The organism is Sulfitobacter sp. F26204 (genome assembly GCF_026410305.1).
GTDB lineage: Bacteria > Pseudomonadota > Alphaproteobacteria > Rhodobacterales > Rhodobacteraceae > Sulfitobacter.
Map to the genome: position 1 here is coordinate 822,477 of NZ_JAPMLQ010000002.1, position 23,290 is coordinate 845,766.

The window sequence follows — 23,290 nt, forward strand, 5'->3', positions numbered from 1 at the left end:
CAGCATTTGCACCCTATATTGCCACCTATGATTACAGAACTCGGACATTTCGCCCTAATCCTGGCCTTTGCTGTTGCGATTGTGCAGATGGTCGTGCCCCTGATCGGTGCACATAAACGCTGGTCTGGCTGGATGGCGGTTGCTGAACCGGCTGCGGGGGCCCAATTCGCCCTGACGGCCCTGGCGTTCGGCGCTCTGATGTGGGGGTTTGTGACTTCTGATTTCTCATTGCGTCTGGTTTGGTTGAACAGCCATTCGGCCAAGCCGATGTTGTATAAAATCAGCGGCACCTGGGGAAATCACGAAGGTTCGATGCTGCTGTGGGTGTTGATTCTTACTTTGTTTGGAGCAATGGCAGCCTGGTTTGGTGGCAACTTGCCACCGACCTTGCGCGCGCGGGTGCTGGCTGTTCAATCGGCAATTGCGGTCGCATTTTTTGCATTTATTCTGTTCACGTCCAATCCTTTCTTACGGCTGGAAACACCGCCGTTTGATGGTCAGGATCTCAACCCTTTGTTGCAGGATCCTGGATTGGCCTTTCATCCTCCGTTTCTGTACCTTGGATATGTGGGGTTGAGCATGGCCTTCAGCTTTGCTGTTGCAGCGCTGATCGAGGGGCGGGTGGATGCTGCTTGGGGCCGTTGGGTGCGGCCGTGGACACTGGCGGCATGGATATTCCTGACCATCGGGATCGCTTTGGGGTCGTGGTGGGCCTATTATGAGCTCGGCTGGGGCGGGTTCTGGTTCTGGGATCCGGTTGAAAACGCTTCCTTCATGCCGTGGCTTCTTGCGGCTGCCTTGTTGCATTCTGCGATCGTCGTGGAAAAGCGCGAAGCCTTGAAAAGCTGGACAATCCTGTTGGCAATCCTTGCCTTCGGTTTCTCGCTGATCGGCACTTTCATCGTGCGTTCCGGTCTGCTGACATCGGTGCATGCCTTTGCCAACGACCCGGAACGAGGTGTGTTTATCCTCATGATTCTGGGGTTCTTCATGGGTGGTGCTCTGGTTCTGTTCACGTTGCGGGCCGGCACGATGGAGGCCAAGGGGGTATTTGGTCTGGTGAGCCGCGAGTCCGCCTTGGTGGTGAACAACCTGTTATTGGCCGTCGCTTGTTTTGTGGTTTTTGTGGGCACCATGTGGCCGCTCGTTGCTGAGATGTTTTTTGATCGTAAACTCAGTGTGGGGCCGCCGTTTTTCAACGCGGCCTTTACCCCATTTATGGTTGCCCTTGGTTTGATCTTGCCCGTGGGGTCGGTGATGCCGTGGAAAAGAGCGCGCATTTTCAAAGCGATGCGGCCGTTGCGCTATGTTTTTGTCCTGGCCCTGGCCTTGGGCGGGTTAAGCTATGCCATGCAGACCGGGCGCAGCATGATCGGGCCGCTGGGTCTGTTCCTGGGGGCATGGTTGGTGATGGGTGTGGGCGTCGAACTGGCGCAACGTACAGGGCGCGGGTCTGATCGTTTACGGCGTCTGACACGTTTGCCACGGGCTGATTGGGGTAAGGCAACAGCCCACGCCGGCCTTGGTGTGACCATTGCGGGGATCGCAGGACTGACCGCCTGGACGCAGGATGATATTCGCGTCGCACAATTGAATAAGCCGTGGAATGTCGGCAAATACGAACTGACGCTCACCGATGTTCAGGACCTGCGCGGCCCGAATTACCTGTCGACGATGGGCATGGTGGATTTGGCGCAAAAGGGTGAACTGGTCGCGCAACTACGCCCGGAAAAGCGATTCTATCCGGTGGCGCAGATGCCGACAACAGAAGCGGGCATCGATTCCGATTTCCTTCGGGATGTATATGTTGTGATCGGGGACCAGCAGAATAACGGCGGCTGGACGGTAAGAACCTATATCAAACCGTTGACGGCCTGGATCTGGCTGGGCTGTGCGATGATGGCGCTTGGCGGTGTGTTCAGTTTGAGCGATCGTCGGTTCCGCGTGGCCGCCGGGGCAAGTAAGGCGCGCAGAACGCCGGTGCCAGCCGAATGAAACCCCTGGTGTTGTTCATGATGCTGTTTGCTGCGCCGCTTTGGGCGGTGCAGCCGGATGAGATTTTGGACGATCCGGTGCTTGAACAGCGAGCACGTGATCTGTCCAAGGGGCTGCGCTGTCTGGTCTGCCAGAACGAGAGTATTGATGAAAGTGAGGCAACTCTGGCCCGCGATCTGCGTCTGTTGTTGCGCGAGCGGCTGGTGGCGGGTGACAGTGACGAACAGGCCGTTGACTTCATCGTCGCGCGGTATGGGGAATTTGTATTGTTGAACCCGCCTGTTACTGGTGCCAATTGGCTCCTTTGGGGAGCGGGACCATTAATGCTGTTATTGGCGGGCGGATTGGGAATGAGCTATCTGCGCAGACGTTCGGTGGCTCAAACGGGCGGCGAGGTTCCTTTGACGCAGGACGAACAAACGCGACTGAATGAGATCTTGCGCCGCTGATTGCAATTTTGCACGGTGACGTCCGGTTTTGCTGGTTCCTTTGATCTGCTTTGGTATCACTGTGCCAGACCCGCCATAGAAGGACCGGACCATGGAATATCAAACCATCACCTATACTGTCGAAAGTGATGTGGCAGTGATCACGCTGTCACGCGCGGACAAAATGAACGCGCTGACAACACAAATGCGAGCCGAAATTGCACATGCAGCGACGCAGGCTGGCAAAGATGCACGTGTTGTGGTCCTGACCGGTGAGGGGCGGGCGTTTTGTTCCGGCCAAGACCTTGGTGACCGGTCAGCAGGTGGGGCGACGGATATGGAGCGCACGTTGCGCGATGAATATGCGCCGATGCTGCGCGCCATTGTCAATTGTCCAGTGCCTACGATTGCAGCGGTGAATGGCGCGGCGGCGGGGGCAGGGGCCAATCTGGCATTGGCTGCCGATGTGGTGATTGCGACGGAATCTGCCTATTTCCTCCAGGCTTTTACGCGCATTGGCCTTATCCCTGATGCGGGGGGCACCTATACATTGCCTCGTTCCATGGGCAGCGCCAAAGCTATGGGCGCGGCATTGTTCGCGGACAAGATCAGTGCCCGTCAGGCCGATGATTGGGGCATGATCTGGGAAGCGGTGCCAGACAACGCTTTTGAGGCGAACTGGCGTGCCAAAGCTGCACATTTGGCAGCCGGACCGACAACTGCCTATTCGGAACTGAAAAAAGTGATCCGCGGCTCCTGGGACAACACTTTTGAGGATCAGTTGACCTTGGAAGAGCATGCGCAGGGAAAATGCGGCAAATCGCGTGATTTCAAGGAAGGTGTTCTGGCCTTTACCGAAAAGCGCCCGGCCGTCTTTGAAGGGCGCTAGGGAAGAAATTGCGAAACTAGATGTGGCGCTCAACCAGTAGCACATCATCAGCAGAGACCGCCGGCCCATCTGCCCGTGCGATCACCGCGACGGCAACGCCATCGGCCAAAACGGTATGCACCGATCCAGAAACCTTGCGGATGGTGATTTCGGGCGGGTTTTGGCCTTTGGGATATACGACCGCGACATGATCGCGGTTATGGTTGGTATCGGGGATAAAGGCCCCTTGGGGTTCGCCAATATCCGACTGTGAATTGTGCATCAGGCCGGTGGCTGCGTCCCATTGCAAAGCAGTAGTTGTGCGGTCGCAATTCATGTGCTTTGCCCTCGCTGCTTGTTGCGCGCGATCCTTGCCTGCACTTGTTTTGATTTCTGACGGAACCGGGAAGCCATCACAAGACTTCCAGTCAGCAAACAGGCCATCACGACCGCAAACTCAACAAACATTAGATTTCCTTTGATCTGATGAAGATAGGCTAGCGGGTCGATGGAGCACGGGTCAATGATCAGCAAGATATTGTACGCTCATCCGAAACAATGCCTTAATTGTGCCTTGTTTCCGCCTCCGCCGTTTCTAATTACGCATCGGCCATAGAAACAGTTCATAGGAAAAAAGAGGATTTGATAACGGAAATCGTGAAATAGGCAGCAATTGATTCGTGCAAATATCCAGGACCGCGCAATCCACGGGCCCACATTCGCCATAATTGCGTTTCCCAAACGTAAACAACGCCCCGCGTTGATGCGGAGCGTTGTTTTTTCCGTGCGATGAAATCGGTTTACCGGTTCTCAATATCCACATAGTCGCGCTGGGTTTCACCCAGATACAACTGGCGTGGGCGACCGATCTTGTTCTGTGGATCAGCGATCATTTCTTTCCACTGGGAAATCCAGCCAACGGTGCGCGACAGCGCAAAGATCGGCGTGAACATCGAAGTTGGAAAACCCATCGCCTCGAGGATGATACCGGAATAGAAATCCACATTCGGGAATAGTTTCTTCTCGGCGAAATAGGGATCGCTCAACGCGGCTTTTTCCAGTTCCTTGGCCACTTGCAGAACGGGATTGTTTTCCACACCCAGCAATTCCAGCACTTCATCAGCGCTTTCTTTCATCACGGTGGCACGGGGATCGTGGTTCTTGTAGACGCGGTGGCCAAAGCCCATCAGGCGGAAAGGGTCGTTTTTGTCTTTGGCGCGGGCGATGAATTCCGGGATACGATCCGGCGTTCCGATTTCCTTGAGCATCTCGAGGCAGGCCTGGTTGGCGCCACCATGTGCAGGCCCCCAGAGACAGGCAATACCCGCTGCAATACATGCAAAGGGGTTGGCCCCGGAGGAGGAGGCGAGCCGTACGGTTGAAGTGGAAGCATTCTGCTCATGGTCTGCATGGAGGGTGAAAATACGGTCCATTGCACGGCTCAGGATCGGATCCACAACATAGTCCTCCGCAGGGACAGCAAAGCACATGCGCAGGAAGTTGGAAGCATAATCCAGATCGTTCTTTGGATATTCGAAGGGTTGGCCGATGGTATATTTGAACGCCATTGCAGCGATGGTCGGCATTTTCGCAATCAGACGAATCGTTGCAACCTCGCGCTGCCATTCGTCCGTCACGTCGGTGCTGTCGTGATAAAAGGCAGACATTGCGCCAACCACACCAACCATGATGGCCATCGGATGCGCGTCGCGGCGGAACCCACGGAAAAGGTACATCATTTGTTCGTGGATCATCGTGTGTTTGGTCACACGGGATTCAAAGTCTTCCAGTTCTGCCGGGGTGGGCAGGTTACCATAGAGCAAAAGATAGCAAACTTCGAGGTAGTGGGAATTGCTGGCCAGTTGATCAATCGGGTAGCCACGGTGCAACAACACCCCTTCTTCACCATCGATGAAGGTGATGGTGCTGTCGCAGGATGCGGTCGAGGTATAGCCGGGATCATAGGTGAACACATCAGCCTGTGCATAGAGTTTGCGAACGTCCAGGACATCAGGTCCAGCGGTTGGCGAAAAGATCGGCAGTTCATAGCTTTTGCCATCAATGGTCAGCGTTGCGGATTTAGTGCTCTCGGTCATGCGGTCCCTTTCGTCCGATTGGCGGCGCGGCATTTTGCTTGGCCGTCCGGGGCGCGGCCCTTCGTAACGGGGCCGTTCCTTGTGTTATTTTACGCGACGTTGAGAATACGCAATACGTTTCTCAAGCCACTGCATCCGTCAGGCGGGCAAGGGTTTCTTCAGGCCCCAATACCAACATCATGTCATAAACAGATGGAGTTACTGCACGCCCCGCAAGTGCTGCACGAAGCGGCCCTGCAAGTTTGCCGAATTTGGTATCATGAGCGGCCGCAAAGCCGTTCATTACCTCTTCCAACGATTGTTTGTCCCAGCTAGCATTTTGCAACTGCGGCGTCAATTCTTTCAGCATGGTACGGGATGCCGGATCAAGGTTTTTCGCCGCTTTCTCATCGGGTTCAATCGGTCTGTTTGTTAAAATAAAGTGTGCTTTTTCAATAAGTTCAGTAAGTGTTTTTGCGCGTTCCTTGAGGCAGTACATCGCGCGCTCCAAACCATCACTTTGTTGTTCCGTCAGTGCAGGCAATTCTGCGGCTTCCAGATAGCTTTCACACTCTTGCCGCAATGCAGCATCATCCGCTGCCGCAATATGCTGGCCACAGATGTTTTCCAGCTTCTTGAGGTCGAATTGTGCGGGGCTTTTGCGGATACCGTCCAGATCAAACCATTCCAGCGCCTGAGCGTCTGTGAAAAACTCGTCATCGCCGTGGCTCCAGCCCAACCGCGCCAGGTAATTGCGCATGCCGGCAGCCGGATATCCCATCACCTGGTATTCCTGCGCGCCCAAAGCGCCGTGCCGTTTGCTAAGCTTCCTGCCGTCGTCGCCATGAATCAAAGGAATATGCGCCCAGACCGGTACATCCCAGCCCATGGCGTCATAGATCATCATTTGCCGCGCCGCGTTGTTCAGGTGGTCGTCACCCCGTACCACATGTGTCACACCCATATCATGATCGTCTACAACCACCGCCAACATGTAGACCGGTGTGCCATCCGAACGTAACAGAACCATGTCATCCAGTGTGTTGTTCTGGATGGTTACTTCGCCCTGTACCTGATCGCGGATTACGGTCGTGCCGTCCCGCGGCGCTTTGATGCGCAGGACATAGGGTTGGTCAGGGTGGCTGTCTGCCGGTGCATCGCGCCAGGGCGAATGGTAAAGTGTGCTTTTTCCTGCGGCTTTGGCGGCTTCACGAAAGGCGGTGATCTCTTCTTGTGTTGCGAAACACTTGTAAGCCTTGCCCTGTGCCAGCAGGTCGAGTGCCACCTCGGCGTGACGCGCTGCATTGTTGAACTGGCTGACGATCTCGCCGTCATGGTCCAGCCCCAGCCAAGCCATCCCCTGCAGGATTGCCGCGGTCGCTTCGGGGGTTGAACGGGCACGGTCGGTATCTTCGATCCGCAGCAGAAACCTACCGCCACGTCCGCGGGCATACAGCCAGTTGAACAGGGCCGTACGGGCACCACCGATGTGAAGGAATCCAGTGGGCGAGGGGGCGAAACGGGTGACAACAGGAGCGGCCATGAAGGGTACTTTCTTAACTGGATTTAACCGGAACCGTTCAGCGTTTACCATTCGCTAACCGTCATCCCGCTAGTGTTACCGCCTATCTACCCAGTGCGGTGAACGGGAGCAAGCATGGGCCGCATCAGCAGGATACTGCAGTTGCCATGGCGTAGGATTCAAGAGGTCTTGCTGGCGCAGCGTGGTCATTTGCTGGGCTGGGTACCAGTCTGCCTCGGGGCAGGGATCGGATTTTATTTTTCGTTGAGAACCGAACCTGCCTGGCCGGTCTATGTCTGGTTCGGGTTAGGTGCCGTTTTGTTATTTGTGCTCGCCTGGCACCTGGGCGAGGCAATCTCGCCCATTGCGGTTGCTGGCGCAGTTTTCCTGACCGGGTTCCTGTTGGCGGGGGGGCGTGCACATTCTGTGGCGGCACCAACTCTGGCATGGCGCTATTATGGTGCTGTCGAAGGGCGTATCGTTGCGATTGATCGCAGTCAGTCGGATGCGGTGCGTTTGACGCTGGACCAGGTACGCCTTGACCGTATCGCGCCTGCACGCACACCTCTGCGCGTGCGCATTTCGCTGCACTACAAGGGGCCTGCCGGTATCACACCGGCACCTGGGCTACGGGTGATGACGACGGCGCATCTGTCTCCACCCTCCGGCCCGGTTGAACCAAGCGGATTCGATTTCCAACGTCATGCGTGGTTCAATCGTTTGGGGGCTGTTGGGTATGCGCGGGTTCCGCTGATGGGGGTTGCCCCTGCGTCCGAAGGCCACGCGGGTTTGCGGGTGTTTCGTATTCGTATGGCGGCCTCGTCACGTATCCAGGAACATCTGGCAGGCGACACCGGCGGTTTTGCCGCGGCTATCACCACCGGAGATCGCAGCGCGATGAGCCGTCCGGCACTCGATGCTTTGCGCGCCAGTAACCTCGCACATTTGCTGGCTATTTCGGGATTGCACATGGGGCTGCTGACGGCCTTTGTTTTTGCCGTCCTACGGAGTTTGTTGGCGATGCATCCCGTCACAGCACTGCACCTTCCGACCAAGGGAATCGCGGCCTTCGGAGCCTTGGCCGCAGCGGCGTGCTATCTGGCGCTGTCGGGGGGAAATGTCGCTACACAGCGGGCATTTATCATGATTGCGGTTGCATTGGCGGCGTTGATCATCGGGCGGCGGGCCATGACGATCCGGGCAGTGTCAGTGGCGGCAACCATTGTATTGACCCTGCGCCCCGAAGCCTTGCTGGGGCCAGGATTCCAAATGTCTTTTGCTGCAACAACGGCCCTGGTGGCGGTGTTTGAATGGCTGCGCGGGATAAATCGGGACGGGATGGCGCAATGGGTCAAACCCGTCTTTGCTACGGTTGTCTCCTCTGCGGTCGCCGGTGTGGCGACAGCACCCATAGCCGCGGCGCATTTCAATGCCATCGCCCATTACGGTCTGATTGCAAATCTGTTGTCGGTGCCATTGATGGGAGTTTTGGTCATCCCTGCAGCGGTGGTTGGTTTGCTGTTGGCCCCTTTGGGGCTTGAGTGGATCGGACTTTGGGTGATGGGGCTGGGACTCGACTGGATTCTCAAGGTTGCCCATACGATCGCGGGACTTGAGAATGCGCGTGGCTATGTTGTTGGGCCGGGGGGCTGGGTGGTTCCGTTACTGGCCCTGGGTTTCCTGACAATCATTCTATGGCAAGGCAGGTTGCGATGGGCAGGTGGCGCGCTGATGGCTGTTGGTTTTGTGCTCTGGCATGGGACTGAGCGGCCTGATGTCCTGATCGCCGACAACGGGGCCCTTGTCGGTGTAATGACACCCCAGGGGCGCGCGTTGAGCAAATCTAAAACAGCGGGGTTCGTGGCGCGAAACTGGTTGGAAAATGACGGTGTCGGGCCTGATCAAATCGCGGCTGCCAAAATGTGGAAACAGGGTGCGGTTGTGCATTTATCAGGTAAACGCGCCTTGGCCGGATTTCGCGGATGCACCGCAGAACAGATTGTCGTGACCTCGGTAAAGGCCGGCGAAATACCGGATCTGCCTTGTATGTTCTTTGATCCTCTGCGGCTTCGGCATTCGGGGTCAATTGCCCTGCGTCGCATTGAAACCGCCTGGCAGATCACCACCGCGCGCGATCTTGCCGGAGAACGGCTTTGGACACGGTGGCCCAAAGCCGGCAAAGATGATCAATAGGTGCGGATCAATCCGACCAGACGGCCCTGAACCTTGACCAAATGAGAGGGGAAAACCCTGGTCTCGTAGGCGGGGTTTGCAGCCTCGAGTGCGATGGAAGCCCCCTTGCGCCGGAAAGTCTTCAACGTGGCTTCGCTGTCCTCAACCAATGCGACAACAATATCGCCATCATCTGCGGTCGATGTCTCGCGGATCACCACGACATCGCCGTTGTTGATCCCGGCTTCGATCATCGAATCGCCTTTGACCTCAAGGGCGTAATGTTCGCCTGAGCCGGCGATCATACCCCCCGGAACGGTCACGGAATGGGTCATGTGGTTGATGGCTTCGATTGGTACACCCGCAGCAATCTGTCCCATGACCGGCAGGCTCCTTGCATCGGCCAGACCGACCGGCATTGCATCGACAGGGGGCGATTTATCGGGTCGATCCCCGTCAATCACACGCGGGGTAAAACCGGGGTTTGGGGCACCACCCAGACTCTCGGGCAGTTTCACCACCTCGATAGCGCGGGCGCGGTGGGCCAGCCGGCGGATAAAGCCGCGTTCTTCAAGAGCAGTGATCAAACGGTGGATGCCTGATTTGGACCGTAGATCCAAGGCTAATTTCATTTCATCGAAACTGGGCGGTACACCGTCACGCTGTACCCGTTTGTGAATGAACGCCAAAAGATCAAGTTGTTTTTTGGTTAGCACGCCTGCGCCCTCCGCCATTAGTTTCAATTTGTTCTATGGATGTTCCCGTTTTGTGTCAACGCATTTTGCAATTTCGCGTCATAGCCTCAGATATTCGGCATCTTCACCCTGTTTGCGAGCGGGATCATCCACAGGTCTCACCAACAGTGCATCAGCGCTGGCCAATACGCTTAGCAAGGAACTGTCCTGGCGCGTATCGGGGTGCAATTTCCCTTTGATGATTTGTGCGCGCATGTAGTGCGCGCGTGCACCGTTGGCGGGCAAATCGACAGCAAGCGGTGCCTTGAAAACCTGCGCGGGTTCTGAGCCGAGTCCAAGCAACTTGTTCAGAACAGGTAATACAAATACATGACCACAAACCATCGCTGATACCGGGTTTCCGGGCAGGCCGAGCATTGCCATGTCGCCCATACGCCCTGCCATCAGAGGTTTTCCAGGTCGCATGGCGACTTTGTAAAAGGTCTGCTCCATCCCCAGTTCCGCCGCGATGGGGCCAACCAGATCGTGATCGCCCACCGATGCGCCGCCGATTGTCACCATCAGATCGGCCCCCCGCGCCAAGGCAAAGGCCTGTTTCAAGGATGCTGCGGTATCACGTGCAATCGGCAGCAGATGTACCCGAGCCCCTGCATTCTCAAGCATCGCGGCCAAACCGAAGCTGTTGGATGCGACAATCTGATCCGGTCCGGGGGATTCTCCCGGCTGGACCAGCTCGTCCCCTGTGGCAAGGATGGCGACCAGTGGTTTGCGCGTCACTGGCACATGGCTGATGTTCATGGCGGCAAGCAACGCAATGTCCGCCGGGCGCAGGCGCAGCGGTGCGTTGACGCTTTGGCCGATGGTGAAATCACCACCCGCAGGGCGAATGTTGTCCTTGTCCCCGATATTGTGACCCAGCGTGATCAGATCCCCCCGTCTGGTGGTATCTTCCTGAATGACGACAAAGTCGGCACCATCAGGGATTGGTGCACCGGTAAATATACGCACTGCCTGGCCTGCGCGAAGAGTTCCTTCAAAGCGGTGCCCGGCGGCGGCTTCACCAATAACCTTGAACATTGCATCCGGTTCTACCTCTGCACCGCGTAGCGCATATCCGTCCATCGAAGAGGCGGCGAAGGGAGGTTGTGTGCGCGTCGCCGTAACATTTTGGGCAAGGACACGGCCTGCGGCCTCGCGCAGAGGAATGAATTCGGTTTCCAATGGAGAAACAAGTGTCGATAATGCAGCATGTGCTTCAGCGACCGAGATCATGAGACTTCATACCGGCCTGATTTTCCACCGTCTTTCAAAACGACCCGCAATCCACCGACTTCCATGGATTTATCGACCGCCTTGGACATGTCGTAGATCGTAAGGGCGGTGACCGATGCGGCCGTCAGGGCCTCCATCTCGACACCGGTTTGTCCGGTGGTTTTGACCGTTGCGGTGATGCGGATGCCGGGCAGGGTGGCGTCGGGCTCAAGATCTATGCTGACCTTTGTGATTGGCAGCGGATGACACAGGGGGATCAGATCGGGGGTGCGTTTGGCGGCCATGATACCGGCAAGGCGGGCCACCCCCAGGACGTCACCCTTTTTGGCGCGACCTTCGGTTATGATGTCAAAGGTTTCTCGCTTCATTCTGATATGGCTTTCAGCCACGGCAATGCGTGATGTCACGGGTTTGTCCGATACATCCACCATATGTGCATCACCTTGGGCATCAAAATGTGAAAGCGCCATCACATGCCCCCGGCCGTGAGCGGGTTTGCCAGCAAACTGCGCGTTGCCTGTTCGACATCTGCCTGACGCATCAGGCTTTCCCCGATCAGGAAAGTGCGCGCGCCGTAAAGCGCCATATCCGCAAGATCCTGGGGTGTGTTCAAGCCGGATTCAGAGATGATCATCCGGTCTGCCGGTACCAGTTTTGACAGTTGACGTGTTACATCAAGAGAGGTCTCGAAGGTCTTGAGGTTGCGGTTGTTTATGCCGATAAGCCCGCTCTTGAGCAGGCCTGCGCGTTCAAGTTCGGCAGCATCGTGCACCTCGATCAGTGCCTCCATACCCCAAGAAAGTGCTGCGTCTTCCAGTTCGGCGGCCTGTGCGTCTGACACAGAGGCCATGATAATCAGAATACAATCCGCCCCCAGCGCCCGTGCCTGCGTGACCTGATAGGTATCGTACATGAAATCCTTGCGCAGGGCGGGCAACTCACAGGCAGCGCGTGCGGCAACAAGGTATTCTTTTGCACCCTGAAAACTGGGCGTGTCGGTGAGGACGGACAGACAGGTTGCGCCCCCTGCGGCATAGGCCTGGGCAAGGGTGGCAGGATCAAAGTCTTCGCGGATCAAACCCTTGGACGGACTGGCCTTTTTGATCTCAGCGATCAATCCATAGCCTTCCCGAGATGCAGCATGCAGCGCGTCACCAAAAGGGCGCACAGGCGGCGCGGCCTTGGCTTCGGCCTCAACATTGCTCAAGGGTTTGGCGGCTTTGTCCGCGGCGACTTCGTCGAGTTTGTAGGCTTTGATCCTGTCGAGAATGGTGTCGGTCATTGGTCCTCCGGAATGGTCCAGTTAATGGCGTCCCAGCCGTTGACCTGCAGGCAAGTGGTGGTGCCGCAGAATGAAAGTGGCAGTGCCGACTGTCCCGCAGCACCTCGGGGATCGATACGGCTCATGTTTCCTGTGACACGGCTGCGACGCGCGTGATCTTGTCACGTGCCGCGCCGGAATCGATGCTTGTACGCGCCATTTCCACACCTGTTTTCAAATCAGAGGCCGCATCCGCAACCATCAGTGCTGCGGCAGCGTTCAACAGAACCGCATCGCGGTAAGCAGAGGGGGCTCCATCCAGCAGCGCTTTGAAATCGCGGGCATTTTCTTCGGGTGTACCGCCGAGGATCGCCTCGAAATCATGCACGGGAAGACCCGCGTCTTCAGGGTGAACTTCAAAGTCTGTGATTTCCCCATCGGCAAGGCCCGAAACCCAGCTGACACCGGTTATCGTCAGTTCGTCTGTACCGTCCGACCCATGCACCAACCAGGCTTTTTCCGACCCTAACGCAAGAAGTGTTTCCGCCATTGGCCGGATCAGGTCGCGCCGATAAGCCCCGGTCAGTTGACGTTTGACAGAGGCCGGGTTGGTCAAAGGTCCGAGAATGTTAAAGATTGTGCGTGTGCCCAACTCGGAACGCGTTGGCATGACATGTGCAATGGCGGGATGATGCATGGGGGCCATCATGAAACCGATGCCCACCTCTGCCAGTTCGCGTTCGACCACTTTCGGCCCGACCATGACGTTCAACCCCATCTGGGTCAGCGCATCCGCAGCACCTGATTTGGACGACAGGTTGCGGTTGCCATGTTTGGCCACGACAACACCGGCACCTGCCACGACGAAAGCGGTAGCTGTCGAGATGTTCAGCGTGCCTTTGCCGTCCCCGCCGGTGCCGACGATGTCGATTGCGCCTTCGGGTGCTTTCACCGCATTGCACTTGGCGCGCATCACACTGGCGGCGGCGGCGTATTCATCGACGGTTTCGCCACGGGTGCGCAAGGCCATCAGAAACCCGCCGATCTGCGAAGGCGTGGCTTCGCCGTCAAAAAGGATTTCAAAGGCTTCGGCTGCTTGAACGCGAGTCAACGGGCCGTTGGCTGCAGCGTCAATCAGCGGTTTCAGGGAGTCACTCATGCGGGCACCTGCATTTCATTAAGGAAGTTTTGCAACAGGGCATGCCCGTGTTCGGAGCGGATCGATTCGGGATGAAACTGCACCCCATGCAGCGGCAATTCACGGTGTTGCAGGCCCATGATCGTTCCGTCATCGAGGCTGGCGGTGATTTTCAGGCAATCGGGCAAGGTATCGGGATCGACAACCAACGAATGATAGCGGGTGGCCTCAAACGGGCTTGGCAGCCCCGCAAAAAGGCCCATGCCGTCGTGGTTCATCCGGCCCATCTTGCCGTGCACGATGTCGGCGGCCCGAACCACCTTGCCACCAAAGGCCTGACCCAGGGTCTGATGGCCCAGACAAACACCCAACAATGGCAGGCCTGCTTCTGCGGCGGCAAGTGTCAGATCCAGACATATGCCGGCCTGGTCCGGGTCACAGGGACCGGGAGACAACAAGATTCCGGCAGGGCGCAATTCAAGTGCATCGGCAACACTCAGCTTATCATTGCGATGCACCTGCACATCCGCGCCAAGAGAGCCCAGATAATGTACAAGGTTGTAGGTAAAGCTGTCGTAGTTATCGATTAGCAGCAACAATGGTCAAAACTTTGCATCTAAGGAGGCCCGAAAGGCTGGAGACAAGCCCGTAGGCCAGCGTATATATACAGGTGCATAGATGTTCAGGCTTGCCTCGCGCCGTCAAGAGCGCGATCAGGCTAAATCGGACAGGCCAGCCCATCGCAGGTGGTGACGGGCTGGCATAGTGAGCAGGAGAAGATAGATGGCAGTTGGACTTCGCAGTGGGGGATTTCTCGGTGGTGCGTTGCTGGGTGGGGCGCTGAGCCTTGGTGCCGGTAGCGTGTTGTCGGTTATGGTGCCCCTTGCACCGGTCCAGGCACCTGAAGTCAGCGACATCGCCCCAAGTAGCGCCGATGCGCCGGGAGTCGATGCGGCGGCACCGTTGACAAAAGTCACAGAAACGGCGCCTCAACCTGTAGAAAACTCGGCACCTGTGACAGCGCCGGATCAGGATACGCTCGATGATCTGGAAGAAACGACAACAGCAATTGCACCAGCTCCGGTGACGGACGATGTTGCGGGGCTGGAGGCACCCGAGGATCTGCCGCATTCGGGAAGCGTGGTTCTGAGCGAAGAAGACCCGGTGTTTCCCAACCCGCAAGCCCTTGCCCCGATGCTGCCGCAAGATCTTGAATCAGTTGAAATCGATACCGCCCCTGCGGATCCGCCACAGCCACCGGTTACTGAAGCTACTTCACCAGAGCGTGACGCAGGTGAAGCCGCAGATACAGACGTCGCCGTGATCGAAGATGGGGCCACGCCATCGGAGGATGGCATGGATGCCGCCGCACCGCTGCCCGATGCGGATGCCCCGGAAGTGGCACAAAGACAAGAGGACGGGGACGCGCAACAACCAGTGCAAACCGAAGGGCCGGATCAGATCGAACAGCCGGAGCAGACGGAACAGGCCGGGCTTGAGCCGGTCGAGCCACCGGCAAATGTCCCGCCAGCAAAACCGGAAACGACCGTTCCCGACGATAAGCCAGAAGGGGCACCAAAGGTTGCAATGCTGGGCACATCGGCGCGGCCGCAAATTGGCACACCTGCCATTTCCCTTACCGACCGCAGCAATGGTGTTACAGTGAATCGGTTGGGCAACAGCGGCGGAAGCGGTAGTGACGCAGATCCCGTAACCGTGATCTCGCAGGACGGGTCGACCTCGGCAGGGGGCGATCAACCTCCCTTGAGTCGATTTGCCCAACCTTTTGCCAATACCGACAACAAGCCGTTGATGAGCATTGTCCTGATTGACGACGGCAGTAATCCCACCTCAGGTGCTCCGGGCATTGCGGCGCTGCGCAGTTTTCCCTACACGCTCAGTTTTGCGGTAGACAGCGCATTGCCGGATGCTGTCGAGCGTATGGCGCTTTATCGCAAGGAAGGCTTTGAGGTCCTGGCATTGGTCAACCTGCCGCAGGGGGCGCAGGCCACAGACGTTGAAACAACGCTGGGCGCGACGCTGGCGCAGATGAACGAAGTTGTCGGGCTGTTGGAAGGCACCGAAATCGGGCTGCAATCATCGCGAGAGGTGTCCGATCAGGTAACTGCAATTCTTGCTCAGACGGGTCATGGTCTGGTGACGATGGACAAAGGATTGAATACCATGCCCAAACTCGCCCGCAAGGAAGGCGTCCCTGCCGATCCGGTCTTTCGTGACTTTGACAGCAAAGGTCAGACCGCAACAGTCATCCGCCGTTTCCTGGATCAAGCGGCGTTCAAAGCGGGTCAGGAGGGGGCCGTGATCATGCTGGGTCGCGTGCGGCCGGATACGATTTCGGCCCTGTTGCTGTGGGGGCTGCAAGACCGTGCAGGGCAGGTTGCCCTGGCACCGATTTCGGCCCTGTTACTGCGTGGGGACAGTTGACACAGCGCGTTTTCAATTCAGACGAGAGTAACGAATTCTTTGGAGATGCCTGACCGATGATCGTGCGATTGCCGGCCGTCCCTCAGATGATTTCGTCTTCGTCAAACAACGGGTCCGTTTCGAGCTGGGTCGACAGATCATCTACCGTGTCCTCGGAAACTTTCGGGCTAAGCTGGGCCAGATGAAACACCGCGTCGCCCTCATTCACCACGGGCAGGATCGCGCGGCCGATCAGGATGCCGGGATACGGTGCAATCAAATCGGTTTCAACATCGCCAAAGGGGTCTGAAACAGTTGCGAGAACGTCGCCGGCGGCAACGGTTTCGCCTTCTGCACGGAAGGTACGCAACAAGCCGCCCGCTGGCGCGCGCAACCAAGTGGAGGCATTGCAAATGTAAGGCGCAACCTTGGGTTTGGCGATGCCTTTGGCAGGCAGCATGTTTTGCGCCCGCATGACGCGCAGGATGCCTGCGACGCCGGCTCGTACCGCCATTTCGTCGAACCGCAAACCCTCTCCTGCTTCATAGAGCAGGATCGGCGTGTCATGTTTGGCGGCAACGGCGCGCAAGGAGCCGTCGCGCAACGGCGAGGTCAACACCACAGGGGCACCGAAATCAATCGCCATCTGGCGTGTGAAACTGTCCTTGGGCGAAATGCGCACCTGAGGCAGGTTGGTGCGGTGGATCGCGGCAGAATGCAAGTCGATGCCGAAATCACAGCGTTTCACGATGTCATTGAGAAAGATATGCGCAAGGCGTGACCCCAATGAGCCAGAAGGATGCCCTGGAAAACAACGATTCAGGTCGCGACGGTCCGGCAGGTAGCGCGAACGCGATAGGAAACCGTAGGAGTTTACAACCGGCACGGCCAGCAGGCTTCCCCGCAAAGAGGCGAGTTGCGGGGCGCGCAGCAATCGACGCACGATTTCGACTCCGATCACCTCGTCGCCATGAACCGCGGCGGTTACACACATGGTTGGGCCTGCGCGCTTTCCATGGTGGATCTGCACATTCAGCCCGATGGGCGTATGGTCGGGCAGGGTTGATACGGGCAGGGTCACGGTTTGCGATGAACCGGCGGGGATCTGAACGCCTGCAATGTCAAAGGGCGCTTGCTGAGGCATCAGTTACGTCCCGATCCGTCAAAGCGTGCGGCATCTGCCGCAGCACGACGGATGGCACCGGATTTATGGATGGTTTCCATGAACTCTGCCTCGGCGTCACTGTCATAGACAACTCCACCACCCGCCTGGATATACAGGGTTTCATCCTTGATTACGGCTGTGCGCAGGGCGATGCACATGTCCATGTCGCCGCCGGCGCTGAAGTATCCGACGCCTCCGCCATAGACACCGCGTTTTTCCGGTTCAAGTTCGTCGATGATTTCCATGGCACGTACCTTGGGGGCTCCGGATACCGTACCTGCGGGCATGCCTGCGAAAAACGCATCCAGCGCGTCGCAGCCCTCTTTCAATTCGCCGACCACGTTGGAAACGATATGCATGACGTGGGAATAGCGTTCGACGATGAATTCTTCGGTAGGGCGAACGGTCCCTATTTTTGCAACGCGACCGACGTCGTTGCGCCCCAGATCCAGCAGCATCAGATGTTCAGCCAATTCCTTTTCGTCGGCAAGAAGATCTGCTTCCAGGGCGCGGTCCTCTTCCGGTGTTGCCCCGCGGGGGCGGGTGCCTGCGATGGGGCGAATCGTGACTTCCTTGCCGAAGACCCGAACCAGGATTTCGGGGCTGGCCCCCACCACATGAAACCCGCCGAAATTGAAATAGAACATGAAGGGTGAAGGGTTGGTGCGACGCAAGGAACGATACAAGGAAAGCGGCGGGCGCGGAAACGCCTGCGCCCAGCGTTGGCTGGGAACCACCTGGAAGATGTCACCGGCCACGATGTAGTCGCGGGCCTTTTCCACGGCGGACTTATAGCCTTCGCGGGTGAAATTGCTGACCGGTTCCGCAGCCTCGGCCGCATCGCCAAGATCACGGCTGGTTCCCGGCATCGCGCGTTCCAGATCGCGCACCGCGTCCATCACGCGTTCAGCGGCCTGAGCATAGGCCGCACGCGCCGATTGACCGTCCGAAACCCATGCGGGTGATACGATGGTGACTTCCCCCTTGACGCCATCGAGCACGGCGATCACCGAAGGCCGCAGCATCACGGCATCCGGCAGGTCCAGCGGATCAGGGTTCACATCGGGCAGGTGTTCCACCAGCCGGATCATGTCATAGCCGAGATAGCCAAACAGGCCAGCAGCGGCTTGAGGCAGGTCGTCTGGCAGGTCGATCCTTGATTCCGCAATCAGGGCGCGCAGCACATCCAGGGGATTGCCCGCGACTTGTTCAAAGGCATCTGCATCGTAGCGGGCGGCGCGGTTGATGGCGGATGTATCGCCGCGGCAGCGCCAGATCAGATCGGGTTTCATGCCGATAATGGAATAGCGTCCGCGCACTTCGCCCCCGGTGACGGATTCCAGCACAAAGGCATTTTCCGCCGCATCCGTCAGCTTGATCATCAGAGAGACCGGCGTGTCGAGGTCTGCCGCAAGACGGGTATAAACGACCTGGTTGCGACCGGCTTTATGGCCGGCTTCGAAGCTGTCGAAACTGGGGGTCAAGGCCATTTTCCGCGCCCTAGGGGAAGTTCACATGGACAGCTTGCAAAGCACGCTGATCCACCTGAGGTCTGGCCCGTCGCACCACGTCGTCCGCATAGATGTTGAACAGATCCTGGGCCAGAGCCTGATCCATCTGCGTGCTGAGTTGGCTCAGCAAGGCGACGTTATTGTCTTCGTCAGAGGCGGGGGTGATCGCGTCCAGGCGCACGATCACAACACTGTTTTCGTTCGGTAGAACGGCCAGATCTCCAACCGCCATTGCAAAGACTTCAGACATGAAATCCTTTGGTGTGCCTTCGATAAAGGCGTTTCGTGTCTGATCGGTCTCGACAAAGGCATCAAGGCCGGCTGCCTCGAATGCCACCGGGCCGTTCAACGTGCCAACCAAGGCTTCGGCCTGGGCCGTCAAGGCGGATACGGTCTGCTCCGCCTCCCATGCTGCGCGAATGTCGTCGGTGGCGTCCTCAAAGGCTTTGGCGCGTTCCGGCTGTTGGTCGTCCAGACGCATGGCAAAAATGCTGCCGTCGTCCAGTTGCGTAATCTTGGGGAAATCGCTGGATTGCAATGTTGCCGCCGCTTCGCGGAAACCCGCATAGGCCGCGATGCCTTCACTCGCTTCGCCATGCCAGGCAATGGTGCCGAGCTGCATCTGAGTCTCGTTGCTCAATTGCTCCAGCGTCGCGCCGCCTGCCAGTTGATCGTCAATATCCTGCGCGAGAACTTCGACGGCACGCACCGCCCGTTCGATTGCCTGTTCCTGCTGCAGTTCTTCGCGGGCTTCCTCGAAACTGGTGGAATGGGCAGGCAGGATCGCGTTGACCCGGAACAGGGCAGGGCCAAGCGGGCTGGGTTCCGGTCCGACGATGTCCCCTACTTCGGCTGCAAAGACGGCTTCGCCGGCGGCATCAAGCTCAAGCCGGCTGACATCCCCAAGGTCAATATCGGCCAGTGTCAGACCGCGTTCTTCGACCAGATTGCGAAATTTTGTGCCTCCCACTTCAAGCGCGGCTGCGGCCTGGTCTGCGGCTTCCTGGTCGGAAAAGACAAGGCGTTCGACCAGGCGTCGTTCGGGCTGGTTGTAGATATTGGCGCGGGCCTCATATTCTGCCCTCAGTTCCTCTTCGGGCACCTCGACCTCATCGGTCAACTGGTCGGGAGTCAGCAGAATATAAGTAATGAACTTGGTGTCTGGCAGCATGAATTGTTCTGTGTGTTCATCATAATAGCTGCGGAGTTGTTCCGGAGTTGGTGTTGCCAATTCAGTTGACAGACTGTCACCGTCAAGCAGGCTCCATGTGAAATTGCGCTGTTCGCCGACGTAATTCACCAGTGTTTCGGCATAGACCGGATTCATGCGGACACCGCCCAGGACCGCCCCTTGCAGCAATGTGCGTGCGGCTTCTTCGCGCAGGGAAGTTTCAAATTCCGCTTCGGTCACACCGCCCTGTTGCAGTGCAAAGCGATAACCTTCACGGTCGAATTCCCCGTTTACACCCTGGAAAGAAGAGATTTGCAGGATTTCGTCACGCAGGGATTCATCGCCAATGGACAAACCGAGTTCGCTATTCTCGTGATCCAATGCGCGGTTGCGCACCAGCCGTTGCAGGACAGCGCGATCAAGGCCGATGGCCTGAGCCTGAGCAAACGGCAGCGGCTGCCCGGTCTGGCGGGTGATTGCCTGAATCTCGTTTTGCAACTGGCGGGCATAGGCATCGACGGGAATGGATTTACTGCCGACAGTACCGATCGAGCGGATATTGCCGCTGAGGTTGGCTGCGCCGAAGCCGCCAAGGCCGATGAAAAGCAGACCCATCAGGCCCCACATTGCGATTTTGCCAATGCCGCTGCGTTTTGCCATGTCAAATATTCCTTATGTGCGGCGCGGGGGGCGCCCCGAATTCCCTGCTTGAATGGGATGTCTAAGCGGTGCAGCGAGGCGGGGCAAGGGGCGTTGGGCCCCTGCGTCAGGGCAGGGTGACTCTCTCAAGGCGGTCAAAAAGCGTGGCAATTCCGGCAGTGTCCAGATTGGCAAAGGCGATGCGCAGTTGGCGGGCACCGGCGCTCTCTGTTTCAGGATGGAACATCATGCCGGGAAGACAGAGAATGCCCGCCTGTTTAACAAGGGTCTGCGCGAGTTCAGTGGAATTGAGTGCGAAGGGGTGGTGCAGATAGGCGAAATAGCCACCCAGCCCCAGCAGCTGCCAGCCCTTGGCCTCGAGCCTGGGCATATTTTCCGCGATGGCAGCGCGACGTGCAAGGATTTCGGCACGTTCCCCGGCCAGCCATTGTGTCAGGTTCCGCATGCCCCAAAGCGCGGCGTGCTGGCCCAACTGACCGGGGCAGATGGCCACCGTATCAAGAAATTTTTCGACTTCTGCCAGGCGCGTTTCGCTGGCGATCAATGCGCCAACGCGGTGGCCGGTAAGACGATATGCCTTGGAAAAGGAATAGAGGTGGATCAGGGTGTCATGCCAGGCCGGATCCTGGAACAGCGCGTGTGGCGGGCCCGAACGGCTGTCGAAATCGCGGTAGGTTTCATCGACAATCAGCGCGATCCCATGAGCGCGGGCAAGAGTGAAAAAGGCCTGCATCAGATCGGCGGGGTATTCCACGCCGGCAGGGTTGTTCGGCGTGACCAGCGCGATGGCCCGTGTTCTGGCGGTGATCAGAGTCGCCGCATGATCAGGGTCGGGCAGAAGTGCGGGACCGGTGGGCAGCGGGACGCTTTTTACACCGGACATATCGAGCCACATTTTATGGTTGAAATACCATGGAGTTGGCAGAATCACTTCGTCACCATCGGTGCAAAGCATCGCGATGGCAGCGGCAAAGGCCTGATTGCAGCCGGAGGTAATGCAAGTTTGGGCGGGACTGATGTTGCCCGCATAGTGGCTGGCGGTTTGCTGGCTGAGTTCAAGGCGCAATTCGGGAAGCCCGAGGACAGGACCGTAAAGATGAGCATCGTCGTTGTTCAATGCGGCATCGGCCATGGCTTGGCGCAGGGCCTGGGGGGGCGGATCGACCGGTGCGGCCTGGGAGACATTTATCAAGGGGCGATCCGCCGGATGGGTGACGCCATCGAGCCAGCGGCGGGCTTCCATCACGGGGGGCGCAAATGTGGCAGCGGTGCGAGATAAAATCATGGGGGCGGTTCCGGTTGCGAGCGGTGGATCGGTATATAAGGCCAAAAAGAGGGGAAAGGGACCTGCGCCACCCCGGTGCGGTGGTCAGTCGGTGCCGCGGTAGGGTTCGACGTATTGCAAAGCCATGTCCCATGGAAAGAAAATCCAGGTGTCCTGACTTACTCCAGTGATAAAGGTATCCACTTGTGGTTCGCCTTCGGGTTTGGCGTAGACCGTGGCGAAATGCGCATTGGGATAGAGCGCGCGGACAAGTTCCAGGGTCTTGCCGCTGTCGACAAGATCATCGACGATCAGGATCCCGGTGCCGTCGGCCATCATTTCAGGGTCCGGAGATTTCAGTACCTTGGCATCGCGCCGCTCATCCGCCTTGCCGCCGCCGGCATGGTAGGACACGACGGAGATCGTATCGACCGTGCGGATGTCCAGTTCGCGTGCGACAATCATCGCAGGGGCCATACCGCCCCGGGTAATCGCGACGACCGCGCGCCAAGCGCCATCATCGGGGCCTTTCCCGTCCAAGCGCCAGGCCAGTGCACGGCTGTCGCGGTGGATCTGGTCCCATGAGATGTGAAACCCTTTTTCGTGAGGCAGGCGCGTGTCGGTCATGATCGATCTTTCATATCTTGGGGCATATATGCTGAGTGGCGGCGATCTAGTCCTTGGACATATCCGGCGCATCCACGGCCTTCATGCCGACAACGTGGTAACCGGCGTCGACATGCAGGTTTTCGCCAGTTGTGCCACTGCCCAGATCGGAGAGCAGGTAGAGCGCGGATTTTCCGACTTCGTCGATGGTGACATTTCGGCGCAGGGGCGAGTTATATTCGTTCCACTTCATAATATAGCGGAAATCTCCGATGCCAGAGGCGGCGAGAGTCTTGATCGGGCCCGCGGAGATGGCATTGACGCGGATTCCGTCTTTGCCCAGGTCTTCGGCAAGATACTTTACGCTTGCTTCAAGCGCAGCTTTGGCAACGCCCATCACATTATAATGCGGCATGACCTTCTCGGCACCATAGTAGGTAAGTGTCACCGCGCTGCCACCGGATTTCATCATCTTTTCGGCACGCTGCATCACCGCAGTGAAGGAATAGACCGAGATGTCCATCGACATGGCAAAGTTGCTGCGGCTGGTATCGACATAGCGACCGCGCAATTCGTTCTTGTCCGAAAAGCCGATTGCATGCACGACGAAATCGATCTCGTTCCAGCGTTTCCTGAGGCTGTCAAACAGGGCGTCGATCGAGGCTTCATCACCGACATCACAGGGCAGTACAATGTCGCTACCCAATTGCGCGGCCAGCGGATCAACCCGTTTTTTCAACGCTTCCCCCTGATAGGAAAAAGCCAGTTCCGCACCGGCGTCAGCGAGACAACGCGCAACGCCCCAGGCAATCGATTTGTCGTTGGCGAGGCCCATGATCAGCCCCCGCTTGCCCTGCATCAGATTGTTCGCCATGCCATGCCCAATTCTATTTACATACGTTCCCATTCGTTTAGGACATTGCGTGCATGCCATCAAGAGAGCTGCAACAGGGCCTTGTCCGATGCATGGGGCGGGCAAGGGAAGACAGAAGTCTGGCAATGGTGGTATGTCAGCTTTAGGTTGTTGCAGCCGCCCAATTCCTGTACTTTGCGAGATGGCAAT

20 protein-coding genes are annotated in these 23,290 nt (G+C 57.7%); 5 read left to right on the forward strand and 15 right to left on the reverse strand.

Translation table 11 applies throughout. The features are described from left to right. Nucleotides 1–27: 27 nt before the first annotated feature. The 3 genes from OS190_RS07905 to OS190_RS07915 all read left to right on the forward strand — a co-directional run bounded on the left by OS190_RS07905 (nucleotide 28) and on the right by OS190_RS07915 (nucleotide 3,312). The gene (locus OS190_RS07905; RefSeq protein WP_267158112.1) at nucleotides 28–1,995 is read left to right on the forward strand and encodes a heme lyase CcmF/NrfE family subunit; all 1,968 of its coding nucleotides are present in this window, start codon (nucleotides 28–30) and stop codon (nucleotides 1,993–1,995) included. Beyond that, nucleotides 1,992–2,444, forward strand: a complete 453-nt coding sequence (locus OS190_RS07910) for a cytochrome c-type biogenesis protein (protein ID WP_267158113.1) — start codon at nucleotides 1,992–1,994, stop codon at nucleotides 2,442–2,444. Before OS190_RS07905 ends, OS190_RS07910 begins: the two co-directional genes overlap by 4 nt. A gap of 91 nt (nucleotides 2,445–2,535) precedes the next feature. Continuing rightward, nucleotides 2,536–3,312: an enoyl-CoA hydratase-related protein gene (locus tag OS190_RS07915; RefSeq protein WP_267158114.1), complete on the forward strand. Its 777-nt coding sequence runs from the start codon at nucleotides 2,536–2,538 to the stop codon at nucleotides 3,310–3,312. A gap of 16 nt (nucleotides 3,313–3,328) precedes the next feature. Here OS190_RS07915 and OS190_RS07920 read toward each other — a convergent pair whose 3' ends face one another. The 3 genes from OS190_RS07920 to gltX all read right to left on the reverse strand — a co-directional run bounded on the left by OS190_RS07920 (nucleotide 3,329) and on the right by gltX (nucleotide 6,909). Then, on the reverse strand, nucleotides 3,329–3,628 hold the full coding sequence (locus tag OS190_RS07920; RefSeq protein ID WP_267158115.1) for a hypothetical protein: 300 nt from the start codon (nucleotides 3,626–3,628) through the stop codon (nucleotides 3,329–3,331). Nucleotides 3,629–4,091: 463 nt separating this feature from the next. Further along, a complete protein-coding gene (gltA, locus tag OS190_RS07925) occupies nucleotides 4,092–5,387 on the reverse strand; it encodes a citrate synthase (protein WP_267158116.1) in 1,296 nt (431 codons plus the stop codon). 121 nt (nucleotides 5,388–5,508) lie between these two features. Continuing rightward, nucleotides 5,509–6,909 carry a glutamate--tRNA ligase gene (gltX, locus tag OS190_RS07930; RefSeq protein ID WP_267158117.1) on the reverse strand — a complete coding sequence of 467 codons (1,401 nt, stop codon included), beginning with the start codon at nucleotides 6,907–6,909 and terminating at the stop codon, nucleotides 5,509–5,511. Between the two features lie 114 nt (nucleotides 6,910–7,023). Here gltX and OS190_RS07935 point away from each other — a divergent pair, with 114 nt between their 5' ends. Then, the gene (locus tag OS190_RS07935; protein ID WP_267158118.1) at nucleotides 7,024–9,081 is read left to right on the forward strand and encodes a ComEC/Rec2 family competence protein; all 2,058 of its coding nucleotides are present in this window, start codon (nucleotides 7,024–7,026) and stop codon (nucleotides 9,079–9,081) included. On the opposite strand, the gene lexA is transcribed toward OS190_RS07935, so the two are convergent. From lexA to OS190_RS07965, 6 genes are all read right to left on the reverse strand, one after another. After that, on the reverse strand, nucleotides 9,075–9,776 hold the full coding sequence (gene lexA / locus OS190_RS07940; RefSeq protein ID WP_267158119.1) for a transcriptional repressor LexA: 702 nt from the start codon (nucleotides 9,774–9,776) through the stop codon (nucleotides 9,075–9,077). The two genes, OS190_RS07935 and lexA, sit on opposite strands and share 7 nt — an antisense overlap. A gap of 78 nt (nucleotides 9,777–9,854) precedes the next feature. Then, on the reverse strand, nucleotides 9,855–11,027 hold the full coding sequence (locus OS190_RS07945) for a molybdopterin molybdotransferase MoeA (RefSeq protein WP_267158120.1): 1,173 nt from the start codon (nucleotides 11,025–11,027) through the stop codon (nucleotides 9,855–9,857). Beyond that, nucleotides 11,024–11,497, reverse strand: coding sequence for a cyclic pyranopterin monophosphate synthase MoaC (gene moaC / locus OS190_RS07950; RefSeq protein WP_323370634.1), 474 nt, complete (start codon nucleotides 11,495–11,497; stop codon nucleotides 11,024–11,026). Before moaC ends, OS190_RS07945 begins: the two co-directional genes overlap by 4 nt. Next, entirely contained in the window at nucleotides 11,497–12,309 is an 813-nt protein-coding gene (gene trpC, locus OS190_RS07955; RefSeq protein ID WP_267158122.1) for an indole-3-glycerol phosphate synthase TrpC, read from the reverse strand. Before trpC ends, moaC begins: the two co-directional genes overlap by 1 nt. Nucleotides 12,310–12,430: 121 nt before the next feature. Further along, entirely contained in the window at nucleotides 12,431–13,447 is a 1,017-nt protein-coding gene (gene trpD / locus OS190_RS07960; protein WP_267158123.1) for an anthranilate phosphoribosyltransferase, read from the reverse strand. Then, nucleotides 13,444–14,025, reverse strand: coding sequence for an anthranilate synthase component II (locus OS190_RS07965; protein WP_267158124.1), 582 nt, complete (start codon nucleotides 14,023–14,025; stop codon nucleotides 13,444–13,446). Before OS190_RS07965 ends, trpD begins: the two co-directional genes overlap by 4 nt. 184 nt (nucleotides 14,026–14,209) lie before the next feature. On the opposite strand from OS190_RS07965, the gene OS190_RS07970 reads away from it, so the two are divergent. Beyond that, nucleotides 14,210–15,871: a divergent polysaccharide deacetylase family protein gene (locus tag OS190_RS07970; protein WP_267158125.1), complete on the forward strand. Its 1,662-nt coding sequence runs from the start codon at nucleotides 14,210–14,212 to the stop codon at nucleotides 15,869–15,871. 82 nt (nucleotides 15,872–15,953) lie between these two features. Here OS190_RS07970 and OS190_RS07975 read toward each other — a convergent pair whose 3' ends face one another. From OS190_RS07975 to fabI, 6 genes are all read right to left on the reverse strand, one after another. Continuing rightward, complete coding sequence (locus OS190_RS07975; protein WP_267158126.1) at nucleotides 15,954–16,994, reverse strand: succinylglutamate desuccinylase/aspartoacylase family protein; 1,041 nt, start codon at nucleotides 16,992–16,994, stop codon at nucleotides 15,954–15,956. Further along, nucleotides 16,994–18,505, reverse strand: coding sequence for an anthranilate synthase component I (gene trpE / locus OS190_RS07980; protein WP_267158127.1), 1,512 nt, complete (start codon nucleotides 18,503–18,505; stop codon nucleotides 16,994–16,996). Before trpE ends, OS190_RS07975 begins: the two co-directional genes overlap by 1 nt. A 10-nt stretch (nucleotides 18,506–18,515) precedes the next feature. Continuing rightward, on the reverse strand, nucleotides 18,516–20,357 hold the full coding sequence (locus OS190_RS07985; RefSeq protein WP_267158128.1) for a peptidyl-prolyl cis-trans isomerase: 1,842 nt from the start codon (nucleotides 20,355–20,357) through the stop codon (nucleotides 18,516–18,518). Between the two features lie 106 nt (nucleotides 20,358–20,463). After that, nucleotides 20,464–21,642 carry an aminotransferase gene (locus OS190_RS07990; RefSeq protein WP_267158129.1) on the reverse strand — a complete coding sequence of 393 codons (1,179 nt, stop codon included), beginning with the start codon at nucleotides 21,640–21,642 and terminating at the stop codon, nucleotides 20,464–20,466. 84 nt (nucleotides 21,643–21,726) lie between these two features. After that, a complete protein-coding gene (gpt, locus tag OS190_RS07995) occupies nucleotides 21,727–22,248 on the reverse strand; it encodes a xanthine phosphoribosyltransferase (protein ID WP_267158130.1) in 522 nt (173 codons plus the stop codon). Nucleotides 22,249–22,294: 46 nt separating this feature from the next. After that, a complete protein-coding gene (gene fabI / locus OS190_RS08000; protein ID WP_267158131.1) occupies nucleotides 22,295–23,101 on the reverse strand; it encodes an enoyl-ACP reductase FabI in 807 nt (268 codons plus the stop codon). Nucleotides 23,102–23,290: the final 189 nt, after the last annotated feature.

What these genes read in the sequence shown, in the direction of transcription:
- OS190_RS07905 (WP_267158112.1), top strand. Translation starts at nt 28, where the DNA reads ATGATTACAGAACTCGGACATTTCGCCCTAATCCTGGCCTTTGCTGTT.
- OS190_RS07910 (WP_267158113.1), top strand. Translation starts at nt 1,992, where the DNA reads ATGAAACCCCTGGTGTTGTTCATGATGCTGTTTGCTGCGCCGCTTTGG.
- OS190_RS07915 (WP_267158114.1), top strand. Translation starts at nt 2,536, where the DNA reads ATGGAATATCAAACCATCACCTATACTGTCGAAAGTGATGTGGCAGTG.
- OS190_RS07920 (WP_267158115.1), bottom strand. Translation starts at nt 3,628, where the DNA reads ATGAATTGCGACCGCACAACTACTGCTTTGCAATGGGACGCAGCCACC.
- gltA (WP_267158116.1), bottom strand. Translation starts at nt 5,387, where the DNA reads ATGACCGAGAGCACTAAATCCGCAACGCTGACCATTGATGGCAAAAGC.
- gltX (WP_267158117.1), bottom strand. Translation starts at nt 6,909, where the DNA reads ATGGCCGCTCCTGTTGTCACCCGTTTCGCCCCCTCGCCCACTGGATTC.
- OS190_RS07935 (WP_267158118.1), top strand. Translation starts at nt 7,024, where the DNA reads ATGGGCCGCATCAGCAGGATACTGCAGTTGCCATGGCGTAGGATTCAA.
- OS190_RS07945 (WP_267158120.1), bottom strand. Translation starts at nt 11,027, where the DNA reads ATGATCTCGGTCGCTGAAGCACATGCTGCATTATCGACACTTGTTTCT.
- moaC (WP_323370634.1), bottom strand. Translation starts at nt 11,497, where the DNA reads ATGGCGCTTTCACATTTTGATGCCCAAGGTGATGCACATATGGTGGAT.
- trpC (WP_267158122.1), bottom strand. Translation starts at nt 12,309, where the DNA reads ATGACCGACACCATTCTCGACAGGATCAAAGCCTACAAACTCGACGAA.
- trpD (WP_267158123.1), bottom strand. Translation starts at nt 13,447, where the DNA reads ATGAGTGACTCCCTGAAACCGCTGATTGACGCTGCAGCCAACGGCCCG.
- OS190_RS07970 (WP_267158125.1), top strand. Translation starts at nt 14,210, where the DNA reads ATGGCAGTTGGACTTCGCAGTGGGGGATTTCTCGGTGGTGCGTTGCTG.
- OS190_RS07975 (WP_267158126.1), bottom strand. Translation starts at nt 16,994, where the DNA reads ATGCCTCAGCAAGCGCCCTTTGACATTGCAGGCGTTCAGATCCCCGCC.
- trpE (WP_267158127.1), bottom strand. Translation starts at nt 18,505, where the DNA reads ATGGCCTTGACCCCCAGTTTCGACAGCTTCGAAGCCGGCCATAAAGCC.
- OS190_RS07985 (WP_267158128.1), bottom strand. Translation starts at nt 20,357, where the DNA reads ATGGCAAAACGCAGCGGCATTGGCAAAATCGCAATGTGGGGCCTGATG.
- OS190_RS07990 (WP_267158129.1), bottom strand. Translation starts at nt 21,642, where the DNA reads ATGATTTTATCTCGCACCGCTGCCACATTTGCGCCCCCCGTGATGGAA.
- gpt (WP_267158130.1), bottom strand. Translation starts at nt 22,248, where the DNA reads ATGACCGACACGCGCCTGCCTCACGAAAAAGGGTTTCACATCTCATGG.
- fabI (WP_267158131.1), bottom strand. Translation starts at nt 23,101, where the DNA reads ATGGCGAACAATCTGATGCAGGGCAAGCGGGGGCTGATCATGGGCCTC.